The 23,314-nt window shown below is 72.7% G+C and carries 24 protein-coding genes; 12 read left to right on the forward strand and 12 right to left on the reverse strand.

Annotation, left to right across the window (positions count from 1 at the left end; all coding sequences use genetic code 11):
- A partial coding sequence (locus tag MKK82_RS04375; protein ID WP_243984780.1) for a lytic transglycosylase domain-containing protein occupies positions 1 to 1,978 on the forward strand: 1,978 nt, incomplete at its 5' end.
- Positions 1,979 to 2,154: 176 nt separating this feature from the next.
- Positions 2,155 to 3,147: a catalase family peroxidase gene (locus MKK82_RS04380; protein ID WP_238286035.1), complete on the forward strand. Its 993-nt coding sequence runs from the start codon at positions 2,155 to 2,157 to the stop codon at positions 3,145 to 3,147.
- A 13-nt stretch (positions 3,148 to 3,160) separates the two neighbouring features.
- Here MKK82_RS04380 and MKK82_RS04385 read toward each other — a convergent pair whose 3' ends face one another.
- From MKK82_RS04385 to MKK82_RS04410, 6 genes are all read right to left on the reverse strand, one after another.
- Positions 3,161 to 3,421 (reverse strand): hypothetical protein, encoded by a 261-nt coding sequence (locus MKK82_RS04385; RefSeq protein WP_238286037.1) that lies wholly within the window; start codon positions 3,419 to 3,421, stop codon positions 3,161 to 3,163.
- A 185-nt stretch (positions 3,422 to 3,606) separates the two neighbouring features.
- Entirely contained in the window at positions 3,607 to 4,326 is a 720-nt protein-coding gene (gene metW, locus MKK82_RS04390) for a methionine biosynthesis protein MetW (RefSeq protein ID WP_238286038.1), read from the reverse strand.
- Positions 4,327 to 4,355: 29 nt separating this feature from the next.
- Entirely contained in the window at positions 4,356 to 5,561 is a 1,206-nt protein-coding gene (locus tag MKK82_RS04395; RefSeq protein WP_238286039.1) for a homoserine O-acetyltransferase, read from the reverse strand.
- 194 nt (positions 5,562 to 5,755) lie between these two features.
- Positions 5,756 to 5,935 carry a hypothetical protein gene (locus MKK82_RS04400; protein ID WP_238286040.1) on the reverse strand — a complete coding sequence of 60 codons (180 nt, stop codon included), beginning with the start codon at positions 5,933 to 5,935 and terminating at the stop codon, positions 5,756 to 5,758.
- A 71-nt stretch (positions 5,936 to 6,006) separates the two neighbouring features.
- Positions 6,007 to 6,174 carry a hypothetical protein gene (locus MKK82_RS04405; protein WP_238286041.1) on the reverse strand — a complete coding sequence of 56 codons (168 nt, stop codon included), beginning with the start codon at positions 6,172 to 6,174 and terminating at the stop codon, positions 6,007 to 6,009.
- Positions 6,175 to 6,308: 134 nt separating this feature from the next.
- A complete protein-coding gene (locus tag MKK82_RS04410; RefSeq protein ID WP_238286042.1) occupies positions 6,309 to 6,620 on the reverse strand; it encodes a hypothetical protein in 312 nt (103 codons plus the stop codon).
- A gap of 245 nt (positions 6,621 to 6,865) precedes the next feature.
- Here MKK82_RS04410 and MKK82_RS04415 point away from each other — a divergent pair, with 245 nt between their 5' ends.
- Both MKK82_RS04415 and MKK82_RS04420 read left to right on the forward strand, forming a co-directional pair.
- Positions 6,866 to 7,981 carry a pyridoxal phosphate-dependent aminotransferase gene (locus MKK82_RS04415; RefSeq protein WP_238286043.1) on the forward strand — a complete coding sequence of 372 codons (1,116 nt, stop codon included), beginning with the start codon at positions 6,866 to 6,868 and terminating at the stop codon, positions 7,979 to 7,981.
- The gene (locus MKK82_RS04420; protein WP_238286044.1) at positions 7,974 to 8,924 is read left to right on the forward strand and encodes a prephenate/arogenate dehydrogenase family protein; all 951 of its coding nucleotides are present in this window, start codon (positions 7,974 to 7,976) and stop codon (positions 8,922 to 8,924) included. Before MKK82_RS04415 ends, MKK82_RS04420 begins: the two co-directional genes overlap by 8 nt.
- Before the next feature lie 166 nt (positions 8,925 to 9,090).
- Here the strand turns inward: MKK82_RS04420 and msrA are convergent, their stop codons facing one another.
- A complete protein-coding gene (msrA, locus tag MKK82_RS04425; RefSeq protein WP_238286046.1) occupies positions 9,091 to 9,807 on the reverse strand; it encodes a peptide-methionine (S)-S-oxide reductase MsrA in 717 nt (238 codons plus the stop codon).
- Positions 9,808 to 9,971: 164 nt separating this feature from the next.
- Between msrA and trpB the strand changes: the two genes are divergently transcribed.
- Positions 9,972 to 11,213, forward strand: a complete 1,242-nt coding sequence (gene trpB / locus MKK82_RS04430; RefSeq protein ID WP_238286047.1) for a tryptophan synthase subunit beta — start codon at positions 9,972 to 9,974, stop codon at positions 11,211 to 11,213.
- 251 nt (positions 11,214 to 11,464) lie between these two features.
- Here the strand turns inward: trpB and MKK82_RS04435 are convergent, their stop codons facing one another.
- Positions 11,465 to 11,878: a helix-hairpin-helix domain-containing protein gene (locus tag MKK82_RS04435; RefSeq protein WP_238286048.1), complete on the reverse strand. Its 414-nt coding sequence runs from the start codon at positions 11,876 to 11,878 to the stop codon at positions 11,465 to 11,467.
- A 311-nt stretch (positions 11,879 to 12,189) separates the two neighbouring features.
- Here MKK82_RS04435 and MKK82_RS04440 point away from each other — a divergent pair, with 311 nt between their 5' ends.
- On the forward strand, positions 12,190 to 14,034 hold the full coding sequence (locus MKK82_RS04440; protein WP_238286049.1) for an ABC transporter ATP-binding protein: 1,845 nt from the start codon (positions 12,190 to 12,192) through the stop codon (positions 14,032 to 14,034).
- Between the two features lie 123 nt (positions 14,035 to 14,157).
- Complete coding sequence (locus MKK82_RS04445) at positions 14,158 to 15,081, forward strand: cell envelope integrity EipB family protein (RefSeq protein WP_238286050.1); 924 nt, start codon at positions 14,158 to 14,160, stop codon at positions 15,079 to 15,081.
- Between the two features lie 72 nt (positions 15,082 to 15,153).
- Here the strand turns inward: MKK82_RS04445 and MKK82_RS04450 are convergent, their stop codons facing one another.
- On the reverse strand, positions 15,154 to 15,456 hold the full coding sequence (locus MKK82_RS04450; protein ID WP_308445420.1) for a DUF3572 domain-containing protein: 303 nt from the start codon (positions 15,454 to 15,456) through the stop codon (positions 15,154 to 15,156).
- A gap of 73 nt (positions 15,457 to 15,529) precedes the next feature.
- Between MKK82_RS04450 and MKK82_RS04455 the strand changes: the two genes are divergently transcribed.
- The 5 genes from MKK82_RS04455 to MKK82_RS04475 all read left to right on the forward strand — a co-directional run bounded on the left by MKK82_RS04455 (position 15,530) and on the right by MKK82_RS04475 (position 21,006).
- Positions 15,530 to 15,901 (forward strand): response regulator, encoded by a 372-nt coding sequence (locus tag MKK82_RS04455; RefSeq protein ID WP_012318846.1) that lies wholly within the window; start codon positions 15,530 to 15,532, stop codon positions 15,899 to 15,901.
- Positions 15,902 to 16,032: 131 nt separating this feature from the next.
- On the forward strand, positions 16,033 to 17,406 hold the full coding sequence (locus MKK82_RS04460) for a PleD family two-component system response regulator (RefSeq protein WP_238286052.1): 1,374 nt from the start codon (positions 16,033 to 16,035) through the stop codon (positions 17,404 to 17,406).
- A gap of 108 nt (positions 17,407 to 17,514) precedes the next feature.
- Complete coding sequence (locus tag MKK82_RS04465; protein WP_238286053.1) at positions 17,515 to 18,477, forward strand: acetyl-CoA carboxylase carboxyltransferase subunit alpha; 963 nt, start codon at positions 17,515 to 17,517, stop codon at positions 18,475 to 18,477.
- Complete coding sequence (locus MKK82_RS04470; protein ID WP_243984782.1) at positions 18,474 to 19,205, forward strand: DUF1796 family putative cysteine peptidase; 732 nt, start codon at positions 18,474 to 18,476, stop codon at positions 19,203 to 19,205. The genes MKK82_RS04465 and MKK82_RS04470 overlap by 4 nt, the downstream gene beginning before the upstream one ends.
- Before the next feature lie 268 nt (positions 19,206 to 19,473).
- The gene (locus tag MKK82_RS04475) at positions 19,474 to 21,006 is read left to right on the forward strand and encodes a murein L,D-transpeptidase family protein (protein WP_238286057.1); all 1,533 of its coding nucleotides are present in this window, start codon (positions 19,474 to 19,476) and stop codon (positions 21,004 to 21,006) included.
- Positions 21,007 to 21,186: 180 nt separating this feature from the next.
- On the opposite strand, the gene MKK82_RS04480 is transcribed toward MKK82_RS04475, so the two are convergent.
- From MKK82_RS04480 to MKK82_RS04490, 3 genes are all read right to left on the reverse strand, one after another.
- Entirely contained in the window at positions 21,187 to 21,660 is a 474-nt protein-coding gene (locus MKK82_RS04480; RefSeq protein ID WP_238286059.1) for a hypothetical protein, read from the reverse strand.
- Positions 21,661 to 21,841: 181 nt separating this feature from the next.
- On the reverse strand, positions 21,842 to 22,972 hold the full coding sequence (locus MKK82_RS04485) for an L-talarate/galactarate dehydratase (RefSeq protein ID WP_238286061.1): 1,131 nt from the start codon (positions 22,970 to 22,972) through the stop codon (positions 21,842 to 21,844).
- A 128-nt stretch (positions 22,973 to 23,100) separates the two neighbouring features.
- Positions 23,101 to 23,274 carry a YqaE/Pmp3 family membrane protein gene (locus MKK82_RS04490; protein ID WP_010686369.1) on the reverse strand — a complete coding sequence of 58 codons (174 nt, stop codon included), beginning with the start codon at positions 23,272 to 23,274 and terminating at the stop codon, positions 23,101 to 23,103.
- Between the last annotated feature and the right edge of the window lie 40 nt (positions 23,275 to 23,314).

Below are 23,314 nucleotides of genomic sequence, written 5' to 3' on the forward strand. Positions count from 1 at the left end.
GCCCGACGCCGCCGTCACCCCGGCAGCGCCGGTGCCCGAGGTGCCGGACCCGGCCCGGCCGAAGATCTCCGGCGACACCGACCCGACGCTGCTGCGCGGCGCCATCGACCTCTACCGCAAGGGCCGGGTCGCCGACGGCGACCGGATGCGCGACACCTTCACCGATCCGGCCGCCAAGGCGCTGCTCGAATGGGTGGCGATCCGCGCCGGCGCCGGCATCGGCTTCGCCCGCACGATCGCCTTCGCGCGGGCCAATCCGGACTGGCCGGCCGGCCCGCTGCTGCGCCGCCGGGCCGAGGAAGCGCTGCTCTCCGAGCGGAAATCCCCCGCGACGGTGCGGGCCTTCTTCGCCACCGCGAAGCCGTCGAGCGCGCCGGGCAAGTTCGCCCTGGCGCTCGCCCTGCGCGCCGACGGCTACGAATCGGACGCCGCCGACATGGTCCGCGACCTGTGGCGCGCCGAGAGCTTCGGGCGCAGCCTGGAGGGCAAGGTGCTCGACGCCTTCCCGGACGCGCTGACCCGGGTCGACCACCGCTACCGGATGGAGCGGGCGCTCCTGAAGGACGATTGGGAGAGCGCCGGCCGGGCGGCCGGCTACGCGGGCGGCGCCTATGCCAGCCTCGTGCGCGCCCGCCGGGCCGTGGAGGACAAGTCCCCGGGCGCGACCGCGGCGCTCGCCGCCGTGCCGCCGTCCCTGCGCAACGACGCCTCCTACATCTTCTCTCGGGCGCAGTTCTACCGCCGGGCCGACAAGCCCGCGGAGGCCGCCGCGATCCTCGCCGCCGCGCCGAGCAACCCGGACGTGCTGGTCGACGGCGACGAGTGGTGGGTCGAGCGCCGGATCGTGGCGCGCCGGCTCCTCGACCTCGGCGACGCGAAGACCGCCTACAAGGTCGCGGGCGGCCAGGCCGCGCGCACGCCGGAGAAGCGGATCGAGGCCGAGTTCCATGCGGGCTGGATCGCCCTCCGCTTCGCCGGCGATCCGGCGGCGGCCGCGCAGCACTTCGCGCAGGTGGCGGCGGTCGCCGAGAGCCCGATCTCGGTGGCGCGGGCCGCCTACTGGCAGGGCCGGGCGGCCGAGGCGCTGGGCCAATCCGAGGACGCCAAGCGCTACTACGGGCGGGCCGCCCTCCAGCCGATCGCCTATTACGGCCAGGTGGCGCGGGCGCGGCTCGGCCAGACCAGCCTGCCCCTGCGGGCGCCGGCCGACCTCGAGGGCGCGGAGCGCCAGGCCTTCGACGGACGGCTCTACATCCGGGCCCTGCGCCTGCTCGGCGAGGCCGGGATCAAGGAGCTGGCCCTGCCGCTCTACATCGACGCGGCCCGGGACCTGTCCGACCCGCGCGAGCTGCAGGCGCTCGGCGACCTCGCCACCGACATGAAGGATCCCCGCGCCCTGGTGGCGATCGGCAAGCTCGCGGTGCAGCGCGGCCTGCCGCTCGACGCCCACGCCTACCCGACGATCGGGATCCCAACCTACGAGACCTTCACGGCGGTCCCGCAGGTGGAGCGGGCCATGGTCTACGCCATCGCCCGGCAGGAGAGCCAGTTCGATCCCCGGGCCCAGTCCGGCGTCGGCGCGCGGGGGCTGATGCAGATGATGCCGGCCACCGCCCAGCGCACCGCCCGCCGGGTCGCCGCCTCGTTCGACGTCGACCGCCTGACCAGCGATCCCGCCTACTGCGCCAAACTCGGCCAAGCCCATCTCGGCGAGCTGATGGAGGATTGGCGGGGCTCCTACGTGCTGGCCTTCGCGTCGTACAATGCCGGCGGCGGCAACGTGAAGAAGTGGATCGACGCCTACGGCGACCCGCGCAAGGGCGAGGTCGACGTGATCGACTGGGTGGAGCGCATCCCGTTCACGGAGACGCGCAACTACGTGCAGCGGGTCATGGAGAACCTCCAGGTCTACCGCTCGCGGCTCGACAGCCGCAGCGCGCTGCTGATCGACGGCGATCTCCATCGGGGCGCGCGGTAGGGACTCGCCGCGCCGCGGTCCCGCCGGGGAGGCCCGGCGCGGAAATTGCTCGCGGGGAGGTAACCGGCCCGGGTCCGCTGCGAAGCTTCGGGTTGTGCACGCGGTGTCAGGCTCACTAGAAGGTGGGCCGACCGACGTCGCCGGTCCGAAGGACCGGCGCAGCCGAGAGGATTTCCATGCTGTTGACTCGATTTGGGTGCGCCGTGACGGTCGGCGTCGCCCTGGCGCTCGCGTCCGGTGCCGCTTCCCTGGCCCAGGATGCCTCCACGGCCGAGCAGACGATCGACGTGATGAACACGCTGTTCGGCAAGCACCCGGGGGCGCGCGCCAACCACGCCAAGGGCCTGGTCGCGGAGGGCAGCTTCACCCCGTCGGCCGAGGCGGCCGGCCTCAGCAAGGCCTCGCTGTTCAAGGGACCGCCGGTGCCCGTGACGGTGCGGTTCTCGGACGCCACCGGCATCCCGACCATCCCGGACGGCTCGGCCAACGCCAACCCGCACGGGATGTCGCTGAAGTTCAAGCTCAGCGACGGCACGGAGATGGACGTCGTCACCAACGCGCTGAAGTACTTCCCCGTCGCCACCGGCGAGGAGTTCCGCGACCTGCTGAAGGCGGTCGCCGAGAGCGGGCCGAACGCGGCCCACCCGACCGCGCTGGAGCGCTTCGCGGCCGCCCACCCGGCCGCCGCCACGGCGGGAATGACCGCCAAGACCCCGTCGAGCCTCGCCCGCCAGACCTATAACGGCGTCAACGCCTTCATCTTCGTGGACGCGTCCGGCAAGCGTCAGCCGTTCCGCTTCCGCATCGAGCCGGTTCAGGGCGAGGAGATCCTGCCGCCCGAGGATGCGGCCAAGCGCGACCCGAACTTCCTGATGGGGGAGATCGGCCCGCGCATCGCCAAGGAGCCGGCGAAGTTCCGCGTGCTGGCCCAGCTCGCCGCGACCGGCGACCCGACCAACGACGCCACCAAGCCCTGGCCGGACGACCGCAAGACGGTCGATCTCGGCACGCTCACGGTGTCCAAGGCGGTGCCGGACAGCGCCGAGGCCGAGAAGGCGCTGCTGTTCATGCCCAACAACCTGACCGACGGGATCGAGGTCTCGGACGATCCCCTGATCGACGCCCGCGTCCAGGCCTACGCGGTCTCGTTCGGCCGCCGCTCGCAGTAGAGCGCCGGACCGGTCAGCGCGTCGTTCCCGCCGCCGGCGCGGAGGGCGGTTTCGCACCGTCGGTCCGCGCCGTGCCGTCGCCGGTGCGGGCCCCGTCCTTGACGGCGCCGGTGCCGGTCAGGCCGCCCGCGCCCACGCTCGTGGTGAGGCCGCTGCCCTCCTTGCGGATCTCGGTCGACGGCGCGGCACCCTGTCCCTCCGCCGCGCGCGCTGCACCGGCCGCACCGGCGAGGATGGCCACGGCGAACAGGATCGTGCGATGGGGTGCGCTCACGGGACCTCCACGGATTCAGGCTGCGGCCCGGATCGGGGGCCCGCCGGACCAACCGGGCGCATCCGGGAGCGTTCCCCGTGGATCCCAACGCGCGGCGCCCGGGTGCAGGGGTCGAACTGCGCGGGGGCTCGACCGGAGAGCTTGACCGGGCCTCGACCGGAGCTGCGCCGGGTGCACGGCGCGCCCTAGCGCCCGGCCTCTCCGTCTCCGTCGCCCTCGCGCCGGAGCAGGAACACCCCCTGGGCGCCGAACAGGTTCCAGACCCACCAGGGCATCGAGAACCGCATCGGGCGGCCGCGGGCATTGAGCGCCGTGGCGTGCTCGATCCGGGCGCCGATCAGGCGGCACAGCCCGACGAAGTCGCGGATGGTGCAGTGGTGGATGTTGGGCGTCTCCCACCACGCATCCGGCATGATCTCGGTGATCGGCATCCGCCCCCGGAAGGCGAGTTCCGAGCGCACCCGCCAGTGCCCGAAATTCGGGAACGAGATGATCACCTGCCGGCCGATGCGCAGGAGGTGCTCCAGCACCACCCGAGGGTTGCGGGTCGCCTGGATGGTCTGGGACAGGACCACCACGTCGAAGGCGCCGTCGGGATAATTGGCGAGGTCGGTGTCGGCGTCGCCCTGGATCACCGACAGGCCCCGGGCCAGGCAGGCGTTCACGCCCTCGCGGGACAGCTCGATCCCGCGCCCGTCGATGCCGCGGCGGTCGCGCAGCAGCGCCAGCAGCGAGCCGTCGCCGCAGCCGATGTCGAGGACCCGGGCGCCCGCGGGCACGAGGCCGAGGACGACGATGTGGTCGACCCGGGCGCCGTTGCCTTCGGCCGTATGGGGCAGGGCGTCCGCGCTCTCCCAAGGGGCGCCGTGCCGGATCTTGCCCGGGGACAGCTTGCCGAAGGTCATCCTGCCGGACCCGCCGCTCGCCAGACGCGTCACAGGCCGCGCGCCCGGGCGGCGGCGTCGATGAAGCCGCGGGCGGCGGAGAACATCGCCGGCTCGTCGAGCAGGAAGGCGTCGTGGCCCTTGTCGCTCTCGACCTCCACGAAGGCCACCGGCGCCGCGGCGGCGTTGAGCGCGTGCACGATCGCCCGCGAGTCGCGGGTGGGGAACAGCCAGTCCGACGTGAACGAGATCACGCAGAAGCGGGTCTTGGTGCCCCGGAAGGCGTTGGCCAGCACGCCGCCATGGTCCTCGGCGAGGTCGAAATAGTCCATCGCCCGGGTCAGGTAGAGGTAGGCGTTGGCGTCGAACCGCTCGACGAAGCTCAGGCCCTGGTGGCGCAGGTAGCTCTCGATCTGGAAGTCGGCGTTGAACGAGAAGGTCGGCGCCGAGCCGCCCTGGAAGCGCCGGCCGAACTTCCGGTGCAGGGCCGGCTCGGACAGGTAGGTGATGTGCGCGCCCATCCGGGCGACGCCCAGGCCCTTCGCGGGCCGCGTGCCGGCCTCGAGGTAGCGTCCGTCGGCCCAGGCCGGGTCGGCCATGATCGCCTGCCGCCCGACCTCGTGGAAGGCGATGTTCTGCGCCGAGTGGCGGGCGCCGGTGGCGATCGGCATCGCGGCGAAGACCCGCTCGGGATAGAGGGCCGCCCATTGCAGAACCTGCATCCCGCCCATCGAGCCGCCGATGCACAGGAACAGGTCCTGGATACCGAGGTGCTCCAGCAGCATCGCCTGGGCGCGGACCATGTCGCGGATCGTCACCAGGGGGAAGTTCAGCCCGTAGGGCCGCCCGGTCGCGGGGTCGATCGAGGCCGGCCCGGTGGAGCCCATGCAGGACCCGATGACGTTCGAGCAGACGACGAAGTAGCGGTCCGTGTCGATCGGCTTGCCGGGGCCGACCAGGGTCTCCCACCAGCCGCCCTTGCCGGTGACCGGATGGGTGTGGGCGAAGTACTGGTCGCCGGTGAGCGCGTGGCAGATCAGCACCGCGTTCGAGCGGGCGGCGTTGAGGGTGCCGGCGGTCTGGTAGGCGATCTGGAAGGGAGCGAGCTCGAGGCCGGCATCGGTGCGCAGCGGCGTGTCGATGCCGAAGCAGGCGACCGGGCTCCTGGGGTCGAGCGCCTGCGAGCGCTCGGACGCGCGCCGGGCCGGCTCGTCGATCGGGTCGGGCCGCAGGGCCGTGTCCGGTTGGGTGTCCATGGCGGGTCTTGACGACCGTGTCTCCGAGCCGGTCCGAACGGGGAGTGCACGGCATCGCCTGACGCGCCGCACTCGCCCGACGCGGCCAGCGAAGTCGGGAGGTAATGCGCGGGGCGCCGAGCGTCAACGCGCGAGGCCGGCGGGTCCGCCCGGAGCGGGGCGCCGGTGCCGGTCCTATACGACCGGTGCCGGACTTACGCGATCGGGGCCGCCATCAGGGCGAGCCCCAGAGCGGGGAGGCCGAGGGCCAGGGCGGCGCGGGCATCCAGGCGGTCGGCCCGGACGCCGCCGCGCCAGTGCCGGCTCGCCGCGCTCTCGATGAACATGCCGGCCAGCACGAGCGCGCACCCGACGAGGGCCTGTATCGAAACCATGAACACCTCGCCAGCCGGCCGCGCGGTACGCGATCACGGCTGGGCAAGTCCGACCGGGGCCGGACGGTTCCTCAGCGCAGCGCCGCCGCGCAGGCGACGAAGACCAGGGCCGCACCGGCCGCCGTGATGCAGCCGTTCATCCACGGAGCGGCCTCCGCGCGCCGCAGACGGCAATCCGCGGCGACCGAGGTGAGGATCCCGATCAGGAACAGGCTGCAGAGGATCAGGTCACCGGGCATCGTCGATCCGCCAAGGAGCATTCGGGGCGCGGCACGCCCGATGCGCACCCTTCTCCGGGTTCAACAGGCCGAAACGTGGCGAGTGCCCCGCGGCATTTGCGCGTCGCCGTTTTGCCGCGGATCGATCCTGCCGGTCAGAGCTTGGCCGGGGCTGGCGGGGTGCCGGAGGCCGCCGGGCCGAAATCCTCCGGCCCCATGTCGAGGAGGTCGTTCGGCGTCGGCGTCCGGTCGTAGGCCTGGCTGGCGGCCGCCTCGATCACCGCCTGGTTGCGGGCGAAGAGGTCGAGGGGCGCGAGATCGTCCCCGCCGCCGAACTGCCGGCGCAGCACCGGAATCGGGACGTCGATCCCGATCACCCGCTCGCCGTTGGTCATGGCGAAGCGGATGAGGGTCTCGTCGGCGGGCAAGATATGGGCGCCGCCATCCATGTAGCGTTTGAGGGGCATGGCCTGTCCTTCGCGGTCTGAGGCGTGACCGGGACTATCTAGGGCGGCGCGGTCGCGCGGGGATGGAGCCGGAGCGCAGACCGTCGCTCCGGGCCCCGCCCGGGAAGCGGCCCCGCCGGGACGAGCCTCCGGTTCAGCCCGGACCGGTCCGCCGCGCGACAGGACGGCCCGGGTTCACCGGCCGAGGAAATGCTGTAGACGGACGCGGAACCCACCACACCCTGCGCATTCCGAGTCGCCCGCCCATGTCCGCCCCCCGACCCGCCCGTCCGGAACCGCGTCCCGGCGTCCTGGTGATCGACACCTACGTGCCCGGCAAGAGCGGGCGGCCCGGCGGCGGCAAGGTCTACAAGCTCTCGTCCAACGAGACGCCCCTCGGCCCGAGCCCGGCGGCGCTGGCGGCCCTGCACGAGGCCACCGCCAAGCTCGAGACCTATCCGGACGGGCGCGCCACGGCGCTGCGCACCGCCATCGCCAAGCGCTACGGTCTCGATCCCGAGCGGATCGTCTGCGGCGCGGGCTCGGACGAGCTGCTGTCGCTGCTGGCCTACGCGTATGGCGGGCCGGGCACCGAGGGGATCTACTCGGAGCACGGATTCCTGGTCTACCGGATCGCCATCCTGGCCTCGGGCGCGGAGCCCGTGGTGGCGCCCGAGCGCGACCTGACCGTCGACGTCGACGCGATCCTGGCCCGGGTCACCGAGCGCACGCGGATCGTCTACGTCACCAACCCCAACAACCCCACCGGCACCTACCTGCCCTTCGACGAGATCCGCCGGCTGCATGCCGGCCTGCCGCCGCAGGTGCTGCTGGTGATCGACGGCGCCTACGCGGAATACGTCCGGGCCAACGACTACTCGGCCGGCCTCGAACTCGCGCTGGAATCCGAGAACGTCGTGATGACCCGGACCTTCTCGAAGATCCACGGGCTCGCCGCGGTGCGGATCGGCTGGATGGTGGCGCCGCCCCACGTCGCGGACGCGGTCAACCGCATCCGCGGCCCGTTCAACGTCTCGGGACCGGCCATCGCCGCAGGCTCGGCCGCCATCGCCGACGAGGCGCACATGGCGGCGGCGGCCGCCCACAACGCCGAGTGGCTGCCGAAGCTCACCGAAGGCGCCCGCGCCCTCGGGCTGACCGTGACGCCGAGCGTCGCCAACTTCCTGCTGATCCACTTCCCCGACGCCCCCGGCCGCTCGGCGGCCGACGCCGACGCGTTCCTGACCGAGCACGGCCTCATCACCCGCCGCGTCACCGCCTACGGCCTGCCCGACGCCCTGCGGGTGACGGTGGCGGGCGCCGAGGCGAACGAGGCCTTCCTGGCGGCGCTCGGCGCCTTCGTGCGGGGCTCCCATGCCTGAGGGAACCCTGCCCGAGGCCCGGGAGCCCGCTGTCGGCCGGCTGGCCATCGTGGGTCTCGGCCTGATCGGATCCTCGATCGCCCGGGCGGCGCGGCGCTACGGCCTCGCCCGCACGATCGTGGCGGTGGACCGCGACCCGGCCGTATGCGCCCGGGTGCGCGAACTCGGCATCGCCGACGCGGTCACCGACGATGCGGCCGAGGGCGCGGCCGACACCGACCTCGTGATTCTCTGCGTACCGGTGGGCGCCATCGGGGCGGCGGCCGCCGAGATGGCCCCGCACCTCAAGCCCGGCGCCATCGTGTCGGATGTCGGCTCCGTGAAAGGTGCCGTGGTGGCTGCGATCCGGCCGCACCTGCCCGCGGGCGTCGCCCTGGTCCCCGGCCACCCGATCGCCGGAACCGAGTTCTCGGGGCCTGATGCCGGCTTCGCGACCCTGTTCAACGGCCGCTGGTGCATCCTCACGCCCCCCGAGGGCACCGCGCCGGCCGCCGTCGCGCGGGTGCGGGCGCTGTGGGAGGGGATGGGCGCCAACGTCGAGACGATGAGCGCGGAGCACCACGACCACGTGCTGGCGATCACCAGCCACCTGCCGCACCTGATCGCCTACAACATCGTCGGCACCGCCGCCGACCTCGAATCGGCGACGCAGTCCGAGGTGATCAAGTTCTCGGCGAGCGGCTTCCGCGACTTCACCCGCATCGCCGCCTCGGACCCGACCATGTGGCGGGACATCTTCCTCAACAACCGCGACGCGGTGCTGGAGATGCTCGGCCGGTTCAACGAGGATCTCTCGGCGCTCGCCAAGGCGGTCCGCTGGGGGGACGGCGACGCGCTCCACGCGATGTTCACCCGCACCCGGGCGATCCGGCGCAGCATCGTGGCGCAGGGCCAGGAGACCGCGGCCCCGGATTTCGGCCGGCCGCGCCCGCCGGAGGCGTGAGCGGACCCCGCGCCCATCCGATCGACCGCCCCCATCCCGCGGCACCGGTACGCAGCGGAGGCCCCGGCGGAGGGGGCCGGGGTCGCGCGGCCGGCGGGACACCGCCGCCGCGGCCCGCCGGGCGGTCACCGCGGGATGAGCGGGCTGGACCGGCTGGGAGCCCGCGTCACGCCGGCGGGCGGTTGACCAGAACCGGCCGCGCCGTCGTCCGCTCCGGGAACAGGCCGCGCAGCGCCTCGAGCTTCGGCGCGTCGTTGGCGGCGATGTACGGGTGCGTCGGGTGCAGCGCCATGAAATCCTGGTGGTAGCCCTCCGCCGGGTAGAAGGCCGCCCCCGGCTCGACCCGCGTGGCGACGGGCCGCATGTAGGCCCGGGCCGCGTCGAGCTGGGCGATGTAGGCCCGCGCCACCCGGGCCTGCTCGGCATCCTGCGGGAACAGGGCCGAGCGGTACTGGGGCCCGCTGTCAGGGCCCTGACGGTCCACCTGGGTCGGGTCCAGCGCCACCGAGAAGAAGATCCGCAGGAGCTCGTCGTAGCGGATCGCGGCCGGGTCGTAGGTGACCGCCACGGCCTCCGCGTGGCCGGTCCCGCCGCCGCTGACGCTCCGGTACTCGGCGTCCTCGCGGGTGCCGCCGGCATAGCCCGAGACCGCGTTCGTCACCCCGCGGACGTGCTGGAACACCCCCTGCACGCCCCAGAAGCAGCCACCCGCGAACACGGCCACGCGCGAGCCCGGTGCCTCGGCCGCGGGGGCGGCGGCCTCCGGCAGGCGGCGGGGCGCCTCCTCGGCGAAGGCCGGCAGCCGGGGCAGCAGGAGCGCCCCCGCCAGGCCGAGCCCGAGGGCGGCGCCGAGGAGCGGGCGGAGCGTGTCACGAAGAGCCATGCTGATCTCCTGCCGGATGCGGTCTCAGATGCGGCGGCATGCGCTGACAGCCCGTTCGTCCTGAGGCCCGTTCCGGTTACGCGGGCGGCAGGCCGCATTGCGGCGGCGGCAACATGGGTCTAGGCACCCGGCAACAGATCGACCCCGCGCGCAGGATTCGTCCCGTGACCATCGCCCCCGAGCCCAACTCCTTCCGCACCGGCCCCGACGAGCGCGGCCGCTTCGGCATCTTCGGCGGCCGGTTCGTGGCCGAGACGCTGATGCCGCTGATCCTCGAGTTGGAGGCGGCCTACGAGGCGGCCAAGAAGGACCCCGCCTTCGCCGCCGACATGGCCAGCTACGGCACCCACTATATCGGCCGGCCGAGCCCGCTCTACTACGCCGAGCGCATGACCGAGCACCTGCGCGCCAAGGCGCCGGCCGGGCAGGGGGCCAAGATCTATTTCAAGCGCGAGGAGCTGAACCATACCGGCTCCCACAAGGTGAACAACGTGCTGGGCCAGATCCTGCTGGCCCGCCGCATGGGCAAGCCGCGGATCATCGCCGAGACCGGCGCCGGCCAGCACGGCGTCGCCACCGCGACGCTGTGCGCGCGCTTCGGGCTCAAGTGCGTCGTCTACATGGGCGCGGTCGACGTCGCCCGGCAGGCGCCCAACGTGTTCCGCATGAAGATGCTCGGCGCCGAGGTGATCCCGGTGGAATCCGGCACCAAGACCCTCAAGGACGCGATGAACGAGGCCCTGCGCGACTGGGTCACCAACGTCGCCGACACGTTCTACTGCATCGGCACGGTGGCGGGGCCGCACCCGTACCCCGCGATGGTGCGCGACTTCCAGTCGGTGATCGGCCGCGAGACCCGCGAGCAGATGATCGCCCAGGAGGGCCGGCTCCCGGACTCGCTCGTGGCCTGCATCGGCGGCGGCTCGAACGCCATGGGTCTGTTCCACCCGTTCCTCGACGACCGCGAGATCGAGATCTTCGGCGTCGAGGCGGCGGGCCACGGGGTGCAGTCCGGCCTGCACGCGGCCTCGCTCACCGGCGGCAAGCCGGGGGTGCTCCACGGCAACCGCACCTACCTGCTGATGGACGCGGACGGCCAGATCGCCGACGCCCACTCGATCTCGGCGGGCCTCGACTATCCCGGCATCGGCCCCGAGCACGCGTGGCTGCACGAGATGGGCCGGGTCACCTACCTGTCGGCCACGGATTCCGAGACGCTGGAGGCGTTCAAGCTCTGCTCGATGCTGGAGGGGATCATCCCCGCCCTGGAGCCGGCCCACGCCCTGTCCAAGATCCTGGAACTGGCACCCCAGCGCCCGGCCGAGCACCTGATGGTGCTCAACATGTCCGGCCGCGGCGACAAGGACATCCCGCAGGTCGCGGAGATCTTCGGGACGACGCTCTGAGGGCCAGCCCGGGCCGGAACCGCACCCTGTGACAGGGGCCTGGAACGCGATGGACGGTGACCCGGGCCCCGACGATCAGGGCGCCGCTGGCGCCGCCCGTCTCAGGCCGTTCGCCGATTCCGGCGCGGCCGTCGTCGCGACCGGGGCGAAGCAATCCAGCCGCGCCACCTGACATGCGTGGCCCCAGGGGGTGATCGGCCGATCCCGCCGCACGCGACGGGCGGCCAGACCCTCCCGGAGGCCGAGGCGCTTCACCGCACCGTCACCTGCTCCCGGATCCGCTCGTAGACCGTCCGGCTGAGGACCCGCTTCGTCAGCAGCTGGTCCACCGAGGCGTAGGGGCGTTTGGCGACGATCGCCCGGCCGATGGTGCCGCCGCCCCGCAGGCGGTTCAGATCCGCCACCGACGCGGTGTTGAGGTCGACCACCGCCACGGCCCGGGGGCCGGCGTTATCCTCTGCCCGGTCGACCTCGGCCTCAGCCGCCGCCTCCTGGGCGGGGGATTCCCCGGACCCGGCCGGCGGCGCCGGCTCGGACGGGAAGGCGAGGGCGTCGGACGGCATCTGGTTCGGGGCCGCCGGCGCCGCGATGCTCCGGGGCGGGGCGGGGGGCTCCCGGGTCGGCTCGGCCGCCGCGGGCGGGATGGGAGCCGTCGCAGGGGGCATCGCAGGCGGCGTCGCTGTCGCAGGGGCGGGAGCGGACGGCGCCGGCGGCTGGACGGGTGCCGGCGACTCGGACATCTGGGTGGGCGCGGGGGAGGGCGCGGGCTGGAGCACGGGGCCCGGGCTCGGCAGCAGGAATTGAACCACCGCCGCCAATATGCCGGCGATGATGAGCAAGACCGAAATTCTGAGGATTGCGGGACCGCTGAGCACGCACCACTCGATGAGGATTTAAACTATATGCCGCTCCAATTTATGTTGTCTTCGGCCGCGGTCCAACCGGCCGACCGCGACCGGCGTGAAATCAACCGGGGATGACGGGGCGGAATCCGCGCCTGGGCGAGCGACTCGGATCCCTGCGCTACCTGCCCACCCTGTTCCGCGAGGTCGCCGCGGCGAGTCCGCGGCTGCTCGCCGCGAGCCTGTGCCTCCGCCTCGTGGCGGCCTGCCTGCCGGTGCTGACCCTGTACCTCGCCAAGCTGATCCTCGACGGGATCGTGGCCGAGCACGCCCGGCCGGCGCCGGAGGCGGGGCTCGCGGAATGGCTCGCCGATCCCGCCCGGGCGCGGCTGGCCGGCCTGGTGGCGGCCGAGTTCGGCCTCGCCCTGCTGTCGGACCTCACCGGCCGCCTCACGAACCTCACCGAGACCCTGATCGGCGATCTCTACGCCAGCGCGGCCTCGCTGCGGCTGATGGCGCACGCCGCCGCCCTCGACCTCGCGCAGTTCGAGGACAGCGCCCAGCAGGACCGGCTGGAGCGGGCGCGCCAGCAGGTCAGCGGGCGCACCGGGCTGATCGGGACGGTGCTGGGGCAGTTCCAGGCCCTGGTGACCCTGGCCGCCCTGGCAATCGGCGTCGCGGCCTTCACCCCCTGGCTGGTGGTGCTGATCGGCCTCGCCGTGGTGCCGGCGGTGCTCAACGAGTGGCACTTCACCGGCGCCGGCTACCGCCTCGCGTGGTACCGCTCGCCGGAGCGGCGCCGGCTCGGCTACCTGCGCTACGTCGGCGCCAGCGTCGAGACCGCCAAGGAGGTCAAGCTCTTCGGCCTCTCGGGCTACCTGATCGGCCTCTACGCGGAGGTCGCCGACCGGCTGCTCGCCGAGACGCGCGCCCTCGCCACGGCCCGCGCGCGCTGGGGCTTCGCCTTCGCGAGTCTCGGGACGCTCGCCTACTACGCCGCCTACGCGGTCATCGTCTGGCGCACGGTGGCGGGATCGTTCTCCGTGGGCGACCTCGCCTTCCTGGCCGGGGCGTTCCAGCGCCTGCGCGGCGGCATCGAGGGGCTGCTGCTGGGGGTCACCCAGATCACGGGCCAAGCGCAGTACCTCGACGACTTCTTCTCGTTCTTCGCGGTCCGGCCGCAGATCCGCTCGCCCGCGCAGGCCCTGCCGGTGCCGAGCCCGATCCGGGAGGGGCTGGTCTTCGAGGATGTCGGCTACCGCTATCCCGGCACGGAGACCTGGGCGCTGCGCGGCCTGTCCTTCACGGTCCGGGCCGGGGAGACGGTGGCGCTGGTCGGCGGCAACGGCGCCGGCAAGACCACGATCGTCAAGCTGATGACCCGGCTCTACGATCCGCAGGAGGGCCGCGTGCTCCTCGACGGGGTGCCGCTGCCGGCCTACGACCTCGACGCCCTGCGGGCGCGGATCGGCGCGATCTTCCAGGACTTCGTCCGCTTCAGCCTCACCGCCGGCGAGAACGTGGCGGTCGGCCGCATCGAGGCCGCGGGCGACGCGGACCGCATCGCGGCCGCCGCCGCCCGCGGCCTCGCCGCCCCGGTGATCGAGCGCCTGCCCGAGGGCTACGACCAGCCGCTGGGCAAGATGTTCGCGGGCGGCCTCGATCTCTCCGGGGGCGAGTGGCAGAAGATCGCCCTGTCCCGGGCCTACATCCGCGAGGCCGAGATCCTGATCCTCGACGAGCCCACCGCGGCGCTGGACGCCCGGGCCGAGCACGACGTGTTCGCCCGGTTCCGCGAGCTGTCGGCCGGGCGCACCGCGGTGCTGATCTCGCACCGCTTCTCGACGGTGCGCATGGCCGACCGGATCCTGGTCCTGGAGGGCGGCCGGGTGCTGGAGCAGGGCAGCCACGCCGCCCTGATGGCGCGGGGCGGGCGCTACGCCGAGCTGTTCACGCTGCAGGCGGAGGGCTACCGCTAGGTGCCGCGCGGCGGGGATGCCGCCACGCTGCGGCGCGGGTGGGTTCCCGGGTCTGCGACGACGGCCGAGGATTGCCCGATTCCCTGAGCCTGCTATCTGCGGCGGACTGAACCGAGGTCATCCATGCGCCTGCGCCTCTCCCGACTGCTGACGGCCGGCCTTCTCGTCTCCGCCTGGGGGGCGCAGGCGGCCCCGCCCGCCGCCCCCGAGCCGGAGGCCAAGCCGGCCGCGCCGGCACCGGCGCCCGCGATCGTGCTGGCCAACCACCGCGCGGTCTACGACCTGTCGCTCGCCGAGGGCGGCGGCACCCGCTCGGTGGAGAGCGCCCGCGGGCGCATCGTCATCGACTTCCGCGGCGATGCCTGCCGCGGCTACACGATGCAGACCCGGCAGGTGACGGAGCTGTCCTCGGGGGAGACCGGCGCGCGCCTGTCGGACATGCGCAGCACCACCTTCGAGGGCGGGCAGGGCCGCGAGTTCCGGTTCAAGACGACGACGCTGACCAACAACCAGCCCGCCGCGCCGGTGGACGGGACCGCCTCCGAGCAGGGCGACAGCCTCACGGTGAAGCTGAAGGGGCCCGGCAAGCCCCTCACCGTGGCGGGGCCGGTGCTGTTCCCGAGCGAGCACATGCGCCGCCTGATCGAGACCGCGCGGGCGGGCCAGCCGACCCTGTCGGTCAAGGTCTTCGACGGCTCCGACGACGGCCGGAAGATCTACGACACCTTCGCGGTGATCGGCCACACCGAGACGGGCCCGGCCCCCGCCGCCGGCTCGACCCGCGACAAGCCCCTGCGGGAGGGCTCGCTCGCCGCCATGCCGCACTGGCCGGTGCGCCTGAGCTACTACACGGAGGGCGCCGGGGAGCGGACGCCGATCTACACCCTCGGCTTCGATCTCTACGAGAACGGCGTCAGCGGCGCGCTCAAGCTCGATTACGGCGAGTTCGCCATCCTGGGCGACATGACCGCCCTCGACATCGATGCCCAGGCCGGACGGGGCGACCGGGAGGCCGGCAAGGACGCCGGTAAGGGCTGCACGCCCTGACGGTGGGGTCGGCCGAGCCCGCAGGCGTCACCCTCCCCCTCGGCGGGCCCGCGCGGGCGCGGCGCGCCCGCCTCACGCCCACTCGTCGTCCGGCCGCGGCGACAGCCGCTGCCACGCCTCGGCGATCCGCTCCGGCTTGATCTCCAGCGCCGTCGCGCAGGCGAGGAGGACGTTCTCGTCGCCCATCACGTGGTCGAGGACGCCCACCAGGAACGCGGGCTCCCGGGCGCTCTCGCGGAGCGTGTCGGGGCTGAGCCCGCTCGCCGCCATGAAGGGCAGAAGACGGTCTTCGTCCCCAGCGATCCACAACAGAACGTCCAGAGCGAGCCGTTCGGCGGGCTCATGCCCTTGAAGAGGTTTGCCATTCATCAACATGTGAACGCTACAAAGGCGAGGGAGGGCTTCACCGCCCGCTAATCATGATCGGCACGCACCGGGACAGGGGATCATGAAGAAAACGGTGCTGATCGTCGAGGACAACGAGTTGAACATGAAGCTGTTCAACGACCTCCTGGAAGCGAACGGCTACGCGACCCTGAAGACCGCCCACGGGATCGAGGCGATCGAGCTCGCCCGCGCGCATCATCCCGACCTGATCCTCATGGACATCCAGCTCCCCGAGGTCTCCGGCCTGGAGGTGACGAAGTGGCTCAAGGAGGACGACGACCTCAAGGGCATCCCGGTCATCGCCATCACGGCCTTCGCCATGAAGGGCGACGAGGAGCGGATCCGCGAGGGCGGCTGCGAGGCCTACCTGTCGAAGCCGATCTCGGTCGCGAAGTTTTTGGCAACGGTTCGCGCGTATCTTGAACCCCGGTGACCCCGGAGGGGCGCACCGTTGAGGAGGTCACCCGGCCGCGCCGGACCGGGTGACCTCCTCAATCGTCCGTCCCGATGCGTCAGCCCGGTCCGCCCCGTGCGGGCCGCCCGGTCGCGCGTCAGCGAGGAACCATGTCGGCCCGCGTCCTCATCGTCGACGACCTGTTCCCGAACGTGAAGCTTCTGGAGACGAAGCTCGGGCTGGAATATTTCGACACCCTCGCCGCCATGAACGGCCCGGACGCCATCGCGATCTGCGAGAAGGGTCTGTGCGACCTCGTGCTGCTCGACGTGATGATGCCCGGCATGGACGGGTTCGAGGTCTGCCGCCACCTCAAGAGCAACCCGGTCACCGCCCACATCCCGGTGGTGATGGTCACGGCCCTCGACCAGCCCTCGGACCGGCTGCGCGGCCTCGATGCCGGCGCCGACGACTTCCTGACGAAGCCCGTGGACGACACCGCCCTGTTCTCCCGGGTGCGGAGCCTCGTGCGCCTGAAGGCCGTGACCGACGAGCTGCGCCAGCGGGCGCTGGCCTCGCGGGAGTTCGGCATCGGCGATCCCCTGGCGCTCGCGACCGCGGAGACCGGCCTCGACGCCCGGATCCTGCTGGTCGAGGACCGGCCCGGCTCGGCCGAGCGGCTGGCCGGGGCGCTGCGCCAGCACCACGCCGTCACCATCGAGCCCGACCCGCAGGCGGCACTCGGCCTCGCGGCCGAGGCGGGGTTCGACCTCGCCCTGGTGAGCCTCGACCTCGACGGCTTCGACGGCCTGCGCCTGTGCAGCCAGCTCCGGTCGCTGGACCGGACCCGCGCCATGCCGCTGATCATGCTGGCGGAGGAGCACGACCGCGCCCGGGTGGTCCGCGGCCTCGATTTCGGCGTGCACGACTTCCTGATGCGCCCGGTCGACCGCAACGAGCTGCTGGCCCGGGCCCGCACCCAGGTGAAGCGCAAGCGCTTCACGGAGGCGCTCCGGGGGGCGATGCAGGCCTCCCTGCAGATGGCCGTGATCGACGGGCTGACCGGCCTGCACAACCGGCGCTACCTCGACAACCATCTCGGCGCGCTGTTCGCCGAAGCGGGGGCCCGCCGCCCGGCGCTCGCCGCCCTGATCCTCGACATCGACCACTTCAAGGGCATCAACGACGGCTACGGCCACGAGGCCGGCGACGAGGTGCTGCGCGGCTTCGCCGAGCGGGTGCGCCAGCACACGCGGCCGGTGGACATCGTGGCGCGCTACGGCGGCGAGGAGATCGTGGTGATCCTGCCCGAGGCGGGCCTCGCCGAGGCGCAGATCATCGCCGAGCGCATCCGCGAGCGCGTCGAGGCGGCGCCGTTCCCGGTGCAGCGGGCGACCCGGTCGATCCCCGTCACCGTCTCGATCGGCGTCGCCGTGCGGCACGCGGAGGATGCCGAACCCGGCGCCATGCTCAAGCGCGCCGACCTCGCCCTCTACCGGGCCAAGGCGGCGGGCCGGAACCGGGTGGAGCCGCAGGCGGCCTGATCCCGCGCGGCCGTCCGGCCAACACGCCGGTTGACACCACCCCCGGCATCGCCAACACCTCGCGCCCGCCGCCCCCGCGCGGCGGATCCCGGGAAGACCTGTGACACGATGGCGGTGACGCGCACCTACCTCGACTTCGAGAAGCCGGTGGCCGAGTTGGAGGCGAAGCTCGAGGAGCTGCGCGCCGTGAGCGCGCGCGACGGCGCGGTCTCCATCGCCGAGGAGGTCGGCCGGCTGGAGGCCAAGGCCGGCCAGGCGCTCGCCGAGATCTACGCCACCCTCACCCCCTGGCAGAAGACGCAGGTGGCCCGCCACCCGCAGCGGCCGCACTTCGTCGATTATTGCGGCGGGCTCATCACCGAGTTCACCCCGCTCGCCGGCGACCGCAGCTTCGGCGAGGACGCCGCCATCCTGGGCGGGTTCGGCCGCTTCCGCGGACGCCCGGTCCTGGTGCTCGGCCAGGAGAAGGGCGCCACCACCGAGGCGCGGCTGAGGCACAATTTCGGGATGGCCCGGCCCGAGGGCTACCGCAAGGCGGTGCGCCTCATGGAGACCGCCGACCGGTTCGGCTTAGCCGTCCTCGCCTTCGTGGACACGGCCGGCGCCTATCCGGGCATCGAGGCGGAGGAGCGCGGACAGGCCGAGGCCATCGCCCGCTCGACGGAGGCGTGCCTCGCGCTGGGCGTGCCCAACGTCGCCGTGGTGATCGGGGAGGGCGGCTCGGGCGGCGCGATCGCGTTGGCCACCGCCAACCGGGTCCTGATGCTGGAGCACGCGATCTACGGGGTGATCTCGCCGGAGGGCGCCGCCTCGATCCTGTGGCGCGACCAGGGCCGCGCCGCCGACGCCGCCACCGCCATGAAGATCACCGCCCAGGACCTCCTGCGGCTGGGCGTCATCGACGGGATCATCCCGGAGGCGACCGGCGGGGCCCACCGGGACCGCGAGGCGGCGATCCGGGCCGCCGGGCAGGCCATCGCCGAGGCGCTCGCCCCGTTCGACGGCCTCAGCCCGGCCGAGATCCGCGACCGGCGCGCGGAGAAGTTCCTCGCCATCGGCCGGACCCTGTGACCCCAGCCGGCGCGACGGGGAGCCTGTTCAACGCCCTCGGCCGGCTGCTCGGCCGGCGCGACGCCCGGGAGCCCGGCCGGACCAACCACGTCTCGCTGGGCTGCAACTGCCAGATGGCGCACGTGCTCAAGACCCTGGACCTGCGCCGCTGGTCGGGTCCGCTGGACTGGATCTTCTCCATGCCGGGCATGGCCCGGGACTGCCTCGCCGACGACTTCTCCGAGCTCCTCGACCGCGATCAGCTGGAGAGCATCCCGGAGGCGGAGCGGCGCGGCCCCGACATCTGGCGCGGGCGCCACCGCCTCTACCGGGAGCGTCACGGCCTCGAATGCGTGTTCAACCACCACGACCCGGCCGCGAACGCGGGGGACTACGCCTTCCTGGCCGAGGGCGTGCGCCGGATCCGCACGGCGCTGGACACGCCCGGTACCGACAACCGCCTGTGGATGATGACCCATCTGCACACGCCCCGGGACGTGGTGGAGGCGATCGACGCCCTGCTGGCGCAGCGGGCCAGCCGCAACCACCTGACCTTCCTGCAGCTCGAGACCGGGCATCCCCGCATGGCGGTGACGGAGGCCGTGGACCTGCGGCCGTCGCTCCGCTGGCTCACCGTGCAGACCCCCTCGGAGCCGGTGGGCCTCCGGCTGGCCGACCCGGCGGACGACGCCGCGCTGGTGGAGATCATCCGCGGCGAGGCGGCGCGGCGGCCCGCCCTGTTCGGCTGAGCGCGGCGCCGGGCGCAGCCCGCGGGAAATACAGATCAACGCGCTAGGCGCCAGGGATTCGGCGCGGCCACGGCCGCGGTTTCGGGCTTTTTCCGGACCGATCCCGGTGAAAAGCGTGAGCTTTTCCCCCGCGAGAGCGGTGCAGTGTTGCGCCGGCGTCCTTGCGGTAAGGAAGGCGCAAGCTTAACGAGCCTATTGGGTTGGGGAGTGGCGCCCGACGTCGGCCGAACAAGGCCCGCGGGCGCGCGTAGGACGATTGAGGTTCCCCATGACGGCGCGTCTCGCGACTGCGCGGATGTTGGCGGCCGCTTCCCTGCTGGCCCTGTCGCTCGCCGCCTGCCAGGACGGATCCGGCATCAACGGCCCGAGCGCGCGCAGCCTCGCGCCGATCGCCCCCCAGACGGTCGCGCTGATGCAGTCCAAGGGGATGCAGCCCTCCGACCCGATCCTGATCCGCACCTACAAGAAGGAGGCGGAGATGGAGGTCTGGAAGCGGGGCGGCGACGGCCGCTACGCCCTGCTGAAGACCTACCCGATCTGCCGCTGGTCCGGCCAGCTCGGCCCCAAGACCCGCGAGGGCGACCGGCAGGCGCCGGAGGGGTTCTACACGATCACCCCGGGCCTGATGAACCCGAATTCCTCGTACTATCTGTCGTTCGATACCGGCTTCCCGAACGCCGTCGACCGCGCCAACGGGCGCAGCGGCAGGTACCTGATGGTCCACGGCACCTGCTCGTCGGCGGGCTGCTTCGCCATGACGGACGCCACGATCGCGGAGATCTACGCGGTGGCCCGTGACGCCTTCATCGGCGGGCAGCGCAGCTTCCAGTTCCAGTCCTACCCGTTCCGGATGACGGCCGAGAACATGGCCAAGTTCCGCAACGACCCGAACATCGGGTTCTGGCGCAACCTCAAGGAGGGATCGGATTATTTCGAGGCCCTGCGCGAGGAGCCGAAGGTCGGCCAGTGCGGCACCAAGTACGTGTTCGGCGGCGGCGACGCGGCGGCCGGCGCCTGCAAGCCGAAGGTCGATCCCCTTGTGGCGCAGAAGAGCGAGCGCGACGAGCACGCGGTGGCCGAATTCGTCGCCAAGGGCACGCCGGCGGTGCGGGTTGTCTACCAGGACGGCGGCCAGAACCCGGTCTTCCGCCCGCAGAACCCGGGCGCCTTCGCGAGCCTGGGCGGTACCGAGACGGTCCTCCCCTACGACGCGAAGGAATACGGCCGGCACAACCTCGGCGACGTGAGCCGCCCCGAGACCCTGGCGGCCGGCCCGCAGGAGATCGAGGTCAGCCCGAAGGGCCAGCCCACGATGATGGCGGCCGCCGAGCCGGCGGGCACCGCCAAGGCCGCCAAGGCGGACGTCAGGGGGCGGGGACCGGCCAGGCCGGGCGTCGCGCCCCCGGCCACCACCCTGATGGCCAACCGCGTCGAGCCCGGCGCCCAGATCGACACCACCGCGGCGCTCCCCGAGAAGCCCGCCCGGATCGCGGTGGCGGACGCGGACGGGGATCCGAGCAGCTACTCGAAGCTGTTCGGCAAGATGTTCGCGAAGGACACTCCGCCCTCCGCGCCGCCCCCCACGCCGACGCCTGCGGTCGACGCCGTCGTGGTGCCGGAGCCGGTGCAGGTCGCCCATGCCGCCGGGCCGGCATCGCCGAAGCCGGCGGCCAGGGCGCACGCCCCCGCCCACCCGGTGAAGACCGCCAAGGTCGAGCCCAAGGGAGAGGCCAAGCCCGAGGCCAAGGGTGGCGCGAAGCCGGTCCTGCGGAAGGCCGAGGCCGAGAAGGCCAAGCCCTGACGGGAGGTCCCGGGCGCCCCCCGCTCCCGCCCGTCGAAAGCCCAGGCCGGCGAACCCGCGGCGGGGTCGTGGAGATCGAGCGCCCGGCTGGGGCGCGCCGGAACGGGACGGACGAGCCGCCGGCCACATCGAGTCGAGGCGCCGCGCACCTCGGATGATCCGCACGGCCGCGTCAGGCGATCATCTCACGCCCGTCGCAGCGCCCCCCGGCGTGCAGGCGTCGCGCATCCGCCCGTGCAGGGCATCCAGGCCGGCGAGATCGACATCTTCGGTGATGGCCTCGTGCCACCGGTCGAGGATCCGGATCCTGAACCGTTGGCCGCTCAGGATTTCATTGAAGACATCGCCTTCGAAATAGATCTCGCCGGCATTCTGCATGTCGGCGGGCGGAATGGCGGGCGTCGATGCGGGTTTGTCGTCGATCCGGTATTGATAATTGAAGACTGAATTCTTCGGCAGGCCCGTGACCGTGAGGCGCTTCCCGCCGACCTGGATGCGCGATTGCGTCTTCGGGATCAACATGCAGGCCGAATCCGGCGCGGCCCCGTCGCCCGATCTGCGCAGATCCCAATTGCCCGCGCCGGGACCGGTCGGCCCGGCGACCTGAGCGGCGGCGAGGTCGGCGGCCAGGCAGGCCAGGGCGGCGAGTGCCAACACTCTCATCGACATCCTGCTTCACGCTCTCGAACGCGGTCACGGAGCGGCGATCCCGGCGATCCCGGTGCCGTGCCGGTCACCCTGGACGCCATCGCGGCCCGGCCCGCGTCGCCACCATACCGGGAGGGGCCTGGAAGTCTGCCGCGCCGGTTCCGGACAGCGGACCGGGGCGTGCTCCTCAGCCCAGGCTGCCGAACCCCGCCGTCGCGCGCGTCCAGGCGAGCGCCTGGTCGCTCAGGGAGAGGCCGAGGCCCGGTCGGGTCGGCACCATCATGCGGCCGTCCTCCAGCTCCAGGCGCTCGTTGAACAGCGGCTCCAGCCACTCGAAATGCTCGACCCAGGGCTCCCGCTGCAGGGCGGCGGCGAGGTGGATGTGCAGTTCCATCGAGAAGTGGGGCGCGATCGTCAGTCCGGCGAACTCGGCCAGGGTCGCCACCTTGAGGAAGGGCGTGATGCCGCCGACCCGCGGCGCATCGGGCATCAGGACGTCGGCGCCGCCCTGGCGGATGAGGTCCCAGTGCTCGCCGACGCTCGTCAGCATCTCGCCGGTGGCGATCGGCGTGTCGAGGGCGGCGGCCAGCGCCGCGTGGCCGGCGGCGTCCATGCAGTCGAGGGGTTCCTCGATCCAGATCAGGTTGAACGCCTCGAAGATCCGGCCCATCCGCAGGGCGGTCGGCCGGTCCCATTGCTGGTTGGCGTCGACCATCAGCGGGAAGGCGTCGCCGAGATGCGCGCGCACGCGGGACACCCGGGCGATGTCCTGAGCCCAGTCCGGCTGGCCGACCTTCAGCTTGATGCCGCCGATGCCATGCGCCCGGGACCGGTCGGTATTGACCAGCAGCTCCTCGAGCGGCGTGTGAAGGAACCCGCCGGACGTGTTGTAGCAGCGCACGGACTCGCGCTGCGCCCCGAGGAGCTTGGCGAGCGGGAGGCCGGCCCGCCGCGCCTTGAGGTCCCACAGGGCCACGTCGAAGGCGCCGATCGCCTGCACGGCGAGGCCGCTCCGGCCGGCCGAGGCGCCGGCCCAGGCGAGCGTGTCCCAGGCCCTGGCGATGTCGCTCGGATCCGCCCCGAGGAGCGCGGGCGCGATCTCGCCGGCATGGGCGAACTGCCCCGGCCCGCCGGCGCGCTTCGCGTAGCTGATTCCCAGGCCGCGGTGGCCCGCGCCGGTCTCGATCTCGCAGAACAGGATCGCGATCTCGGTCATCGGCCTCTGGCGGCCGGTGAGCACCTTGGCGTCGCTGATCGGCGTCTGCAGCGGCAGGGCGACGGAGCGCAGGCGGATGCCCGTGACGATGTCCTGAGCCATGCTGTCCTCCCCCGGGCCCGCCGGCCGCGGCAGGGCCGGCCGTCCCGGTGGCGGCGTTCAACCCGCCTGTCCAACTTGAAGGATGCATCGATCGATGCGCCCCGGCATCGCCCGGCGGCGGCGGGCGCTCAGACGAGGGGGCGGTCGCGGTTCATCAGCCACAGGGCGTGGACGGTGCCGGGCAGCCAGCCCAGGATCCACAACACGATGTTGAGGAGGAATTGCAGGCCGAAACCCGTGGTGACGAGGACCGCGATCGGCGGGAAGAAGATCGCGAGCAGGATGCGGACGAGGCTGGACACGCGGGACTCCGGGCTGTGGTCCTGAGGGATCCACGCCCAA

This window comes from Methylobacterium sp. E-046 (genome assembly GCF_022829625.1).
GTDB lineage: Bacteria > Pseudomonadota > Alphaproteobacteria > Rhizobiales > Beijerinckiaceae > Methylobacterium > Methylobacterium longum.

Excerpts from the sequence above, each read along its gene's own strand:
- MKK82_RS04380 (WP_238286035.1), top strand. The coding sequence starts at position 2,155 with ATGCTGTTGACTCGATTTGGGTGCGCCGTGACGGTCGGCGTCGCCCTG.
- metW (WP_238286038.1), bottom strand. The coding sequence starts at position 4,326 with ATGACCTTCGGCAAGCTGTCCCCGGGCAAGATCCGGCACGGCGCCCCT.
- MKK82_RS04395 (WP_238286039.1), bottom strand. The coding sequence starts at position 5,561 with ATGGACACCCAACCGGACACGGCCCTGCGGCCCGACCCGATCGACGAG.
- MKK82_RS04400 (WP_238286040.1), bottom strand. The coding sequence starts at position 5,935 with ATGGTTTCGATACAGGCCCTCGTCGGGTGCGCGCTCGTGCTGGCCGGC.
- MKK82_RS04405 (WP_238286041.1), bottom strand. The coding sequence starts at position 6,174 with ATGCCCGGTGACCTGATCCTCTGCAGCCTGTTCCTGATCGGGATCCTC.
- MKK82_RS04410 (WP_238286042.1), bottom strand. The coding sequence starts at position 6,620 with ATGCCCCTCAAACGCTACATGGATGGCGGCGCCCATATCTTGCCCGCC.
- MKK82_RS04415 (WP_238286043.1), top strand. The coding sequence starts at position 6,866 with ATGTCCGCCCCCCGACCCGCCCGTCCGGAACCGCGTCCCGGCGTCCTG.
- MKK82_RS04420 (WP_238286044.1), top strand. The coding sequence starts at position 7,974 with ATGCCTGAGGGAACCCTGCCCGAGGCCCGGGAGCCCGCTGTCGGCCGG.
- msrA (WP_238286046.1), bottom strand. The coding sequence starts at position 9,807 with ATGGCTCTTCGTGACACGCTCCGCCCGCTCCTCGGCGCCGCCCTCGGG.
- MKK82_RS04435 (WP_238286048.1), bottom strand. The coding sequence starts at position 11,878 with ATGCCCCCTGCGACGGCTCCCATCCCGCCCGCGGCGGCCGAGCCGACC.
- MKK82_RS04440 (WP_238286049.1), top strand. The coding sequence starts at position 12,190 with ATGACGGGGCGGAATCCGCGCCTGGGCGAGCGACTCGGATCCCTGCGC.
- MKK82_RS04445 (WP_238286050.1), top strand. The coding sequence starts at position 14,158 with ATGCGCCTGCGCCTCTCCCGACTGCTGACGGCCGGCCTTCTCGTCTCC.
- MKK82_RS04450 (WP_308445420.1), bottom strand. The coding sequence starts at position 15,456 with ATGTTGATGAATGGCAAACCTCTTCAAGGGCATGAGCCCGCCGAACGG.
- MKK82_RS04455 (WP_012318846.1), top strand. The coding sequence starts at position 15,530 with ATGAAGAAAACGGTGCTGATCGTCGAGGACAACGAGTTGAACATGAAG.
- MKK82_RS04460 (WP_238286052.1), top strand. The coding sequence starts at position 16,033 with ATGTCGGCCCGCGTCCTCATCGTCGACGACCTGTTCCCGAACGTGAAG.
- MKK82_RS04465 (WP_238286053.1), top strand. The coding sequence starts at position 17,515 with ATGGCGGTGACGCGCACCTACCTCGACTTCGAGAAGCCGGTGGCCGAG.
- MKK82_RS04475 (WP_238286057.1), top strand. The coding sequence starts at position 19,474 with ATGACGGCGCGTCTCGCGACTGCGCGGATGTTGGCGGCCGCTTCCCTG.
- MKK82_RS04485 (WP_238286061.1), bottom strand. The coding sequence starts at position 22,972 with ATGGCTCAGGACATCGTCACGGGCATCCGCCTGCGCTCCGTCGCCCTG.